The sequence below is a fragment of the Campylobacter sp. RM9328 genome, from assembly GCF_012978615.1.
The window spans coordinates 1-3,750 of sequence record NZ_LIWF01000027.1 but is presented as its reverse complement, the minus strand read 5'-3'; the positions used below and the strand labels follow the sequence as shown (position 1 = coordinate 3,750).

Genomic DNA, 3,750 nt, shown 5'->3' with positions numbered 1-3,750 from the left:
GGCGGTAGAAAAATGGGAAAAAAGAATAAAAATAGACGAGGTAAGGCTAATTAGCCTTGAAAATCACGCACTTAAATTTAAAATAATTTTTGAGGGCGGCGATAGTATGGAGGTAGCTTATGCTTGATCTAACAAAACTTCCCTATCCGAACGTTATCGAAACGCTTAATTATGATGAAATTTTAAAAAGCGTTAAAAACGTCTTTAAAAGCTATTTAACAGATGACGAGATCGCGCTTTTGGAGAGCGATAACTACTCGGCTCTGCTTGAAACTTTGGCGTATCGTGAGCTACTACTTCGAGCTCGCATAAATAGTAGCGTAAAAAGTATGCTTTTGCCTTTTGCGACGGGAAACGACCTTGATAACGTAGTAGCAATATACGGTATCGAGCGGCTAAAAGGCGAAAAACCTACGGCGAGCGTTAAACTTAGCCTATCGACTACGCTTGATTATGACGTTTATATTCCCGCGGGACTTGTGCTTGCAAGCGATAAAGGCGACACGGCTACGCTAAAAAATAGCCTAACCATAAAAGCAGGAAATAAAGAGATAACAGGCATTAGTGTTTTAGATAGTTTTGTAAAACAAAGCGACATAAAGTGTGAGTATATACAAACACCTTTGCCTTTCGTGCTAAAAGCAAAACAAGAGAGTAATTTTAGTGGTGAAACGGAAGTCGAAGGCGATGAGAGGCTGCGAGAAAGAGCCGTGCTTTCACTGGAGAGATTTTCAACAGCAGGAGCGAAAAAGGCATATATCTATCACGCACTATCAGCAAATACTAAGGTAGAAGAGGTAAATGTACTAAATGGTGGTGCTGGCGTTGTAAATGTATTTATAAAAAGCACTGATATGAGCGAAGAAACCAGACAAAGCGTAGCAGAGTATTTAAGCGATGAGAAGGTAAGACCGCTAACTGATAACGTAGTAGTAGCAAATGCAAATATAGTAAATGTAGAGATAAGGGCAGAGCTTGAGCTAATAGATATGTTTTTACAAGATGAGATAGATAAGCAGATAAAGTCTAGTAAAACCTCTCTAGCAATAGGCGAAGATCTAAATTTAAGCTACATATATTCCGTACTTCATAAAAACGGAGTGTATAGAGTAAATTTGGTAAATCCGACAAGTGATACAAAAGTGGGCGAGGATAGCTTCGTAAGAGTAAATTTCAACCTAAGCTATAAAAAGGCTATTTCATGAGCTTACTGCCAAATCATAAAAGCAAATTTGATAAAAAACTAGATAAATTCTTTGGCGTCAAGCTTGATGGACTAGACATTAGCGTGATTAATACCTTAGCCGATACTTGCCCAGCTCAGCTTTTACCTATCTTAGCTGCCAACTTTGATGTGGATATTGACAAACTTAGCGAGAGTACAGCTCGTGAGCTTATAAAAAACGCATTTGAAATTCACTACTACTCAGGCACATTTTATAGCTTAAACAAAGCCTTAAAGTTATTTTACGCCACAACAAACGTCAAAGAGTGGTACGAATACGGCGGAGCACCTTATCACTTTAAACTTGAACTTGAAGTAAGTAAAACAGGTATAAACCAAGAGAGCCTAAAAAAGACCGATGAGATAGTAAATACCTATAAAAACGTTAGAAGCGTTTATGATGGCGTAAGTATAAAAATAGCTACCAAAGCAAACGCACACGCTGGGGGCTATCTAATGCACGGTGAAACGATTAGCGTTATGCCTTATGTTTTAAGAGAGCTTGAAACAAAAACAGGATTTTATCACGCTAATACGTTTAAAACACACGAGATTATAAATATATTTTAGAAAGGATTTAAATGGATTATTTTAGCATTCTAACTAATGCAGGATTAAACAAGCTCATCAAGGCCACCGCAAATAACGCACAGATAGTCTTAACCCAAATGGGTGTAAGCGATAGCACACAGCCAATCACGCAAGATTTAACCGAGCTACCAAGCATAAAACACAAATTTAGCATAAATACCATAACCCAAAGCGAAAGCGATGCAAACGTGCTAATTTGCGAGGGTGTGATAAGTGCCGATGTAGGCGGTTTTTATATCCGCAGGGTCGGCATTTACACAGATGACGGCATTTTATTTGCCGTGGGCGTAGTGCCAGAAAGCTATAAACCGCTTTTAAGCGAGGGAAGCAGTAAGGATATAACGATTAAATTTTATTTGCAAGTAGATAACGCAGCAAATATCACGCTAAAAGTCGATAACAATATCGTTTTAGCCACACGCTCACACGTAGCAGATGAGATAAAAAAGCTTGATAAGAAGTTTTTACCGGTTGATGGCACGGCGGTTGATAGTGAGAAGCTAGGCAACATAGAAGCTAGTAAATACGCCTTAAAGAGCGATATATCAGACGGGCTAAAAATCGGCTCATATCTGCTGTGGAGCTCTGAAAGCACTACTCCAGCTGGTTTTTTGGTGTGCGATGGCAGAAGCCTAAATAAGATTGAATACCCAGAGCTTTTTAATGTGATAGGCTACACCTACGGAGGAAGTGAAGAGAGTTTTAATATACCAAATTTTAGTGATGGTAAATTCTTTCGCTCAGTAGGTGGTAATGCTAATGCATTAGGAGTAGTTCAAGAGGATGAACTGAAATCTCATAGTCATAACAGTTATACTATCAAAGGTAATCACTCTTCACTGGGTGGTAACTGGTATGGATTTGTCAGTAATAACATGACAACTCCAACTACCGAAGTAGGTGGTGTAGAAACACGCCCATACAATATGAGCGTAGTGGTGCTTATAAAGGCCAAAAATGTAAAAGAGCCAAATAGTGGTCAGATAGATAACTCAATCTATGCTACAGAAGCAAAGGCTGGAATAACAAAGCTAAAAAACTCCATAACTGGCAACGCTACAGATACAGCGGTAACCGAAAAAGCAGTAAAAAGCTTTTTGGGTGAAAGCTTTGATAGCTCAAAATCTTCAAACGGCTATACAAAACTGCCAAATGGGCTAATACTTCAGTGGGGAATAACAGACCCACAAAATGGGTTTATCGCAAAACCTACGATGTTTCCAATTGCTTTTACGAGTGAATGTTTTGGTGTATGGGTAACACTAGAGCACTCTCAGGCATCTGCTACTACAGAAACAGTAGTAAGGGGGCACTCTACTACTGGTTTTTTACTAACAGCATCAGTTGGAGTTGTAACCTCGGCTAGATGGCTTGCGATAGGATATTAAAAGGAGCGAAAATGAAATACGTAAATTATGACAAAACTACAAATAAAATACTAGGTTATTATGATGACCAAATCCATACTACGATACCTACGCCGAATTTTCAAATTTCAGATGAAATCTGGCAAGAGGCTATCGATAAAAACGCAAACAAAGTAGATGCGAAAACAAAAACTCTATTTTTCGAAGCTAAAGAGCCGACGCTCGAAGATATAAAGGCTAAGTTCCTCTCCGACGTAGATGCGCTTCTAAACCAAAAAGCTCACGAAAAAGGATATGACAACATAGCTACCGCCGCAAGCTATGCTGCTATGCCTAATCCATTCTATGAAGAAGGAGTAGCCTTTTTTAAATGGCGCAGCGAGGTATATACATACTGCTACGGAATTCTTGAAAAGGTGCAAAAAGGAGAGCTCGCAGTCAGCGAAGAAAACATCGCAAAAGTGATGCAAGATATGCCTAGACTTGAACTGCCTGAAACTTACACACAAAGCGAAACGACACAGGAAGAAACTCAAACGCCAAGCTTAGGAGAACAACAATGAATGA

4 protein-coding genes are annotated in these 3,750 nt (G+C 39.2%); all 4 read left to right on the top strand.

Annotation, left to right across the window (positions count from 1 at the left end; translation table 11 throughout):
* Positions 1-119 precede the first annotated feature (119 nt).
* Genes CCAL9328_RS10350 through CCAL9328_RS10335 form a run of 4 tightly spaced genes read left to right on the top strand, consistent with a single transcriptional unit; the run spans position 120 to position 3,746 of the window.
* Entirely contained in the window at positions 120-1,205 is a 1,086-nt protein-coding gene (locus CCAL9328_RS10350) for a baseplate assembly protein (protein ID WP_170000606.1), read from the top strand.
* Positions 1,202-1,795, top strand: a complete 594-nt coding sequence (locus CCAL9328_RS10345; RefSeq protein WP_170000605.1) for a phage tail protein I — start codon at positions 1,202-1,204, stop codon at positions 1,793-1,795. The genes CCAL9328_RS10350 and CCAL9328_RS10345 overlap by 4 nt, the downstream gene beginning before the upstream one ends.
* An 11-nt stretch (positions 1,796-1,806) precedes the next feature.
* The gene (locus CCAL9328_RS10340; RefSeq protein ID WP_170000604.1) at positions 1,807-3,204 is read left to right on the top strand and encodes a phage tail-collar fiber domain-containing protein; all 1,398 of its coding nucleotides are present in this window, start codon (positions 1,807-1,809) and stop codon (positions 3,202-3,204) included.
* Between the two features lie 11 nt (positions 3,205-3,215).
* The gene (locus CCAL9328_RS10335) at positions 3,216-3,746 is read left to right on the top strand and encodes a hypothetical protein (protein WP_170000603.1); all 531 of its coding nucleotides are present in this window, start codon (positions 3,216-3,218) and stop codon (positions 3,744-3,746) included.
* The last annotated feature ends 4 nt before the right edge of the window (positions 3,747-3,750 follow it).

Excerpts from the sequence above, each read along its gene's own strand:
- CCAL9328_RS10350 (WP_170000606.1), top strand. The coding sequence starts at position 120 with ATGCTTGATCTAACAAAACTTCCCTATCCGAACGTTATCGAAACGCTT.
- CCAL9328_RS10345 (WP_170000605.1), top strand. The coding sequence starts at position 1,202 with ATGAGCTTACTGCCAAATCATAAAAGCAAATTTGATAAAAAACTAGAT.
- CCAL9328_RS10340 (WP_170000604.1), top strand. The coding sequence starts at position 1,807 with ATGGATTATTTTAGCATTCTAACTAATGCAGGATTAAACAAGCTCATC.
- CCAL9328_RS10335 (WP_170000603.1), top strand. The coding sequence starts at position 3,216 with ATGAAATACGTAAATTATGACAAAACTACAAATAAAATACTAGGTTAT.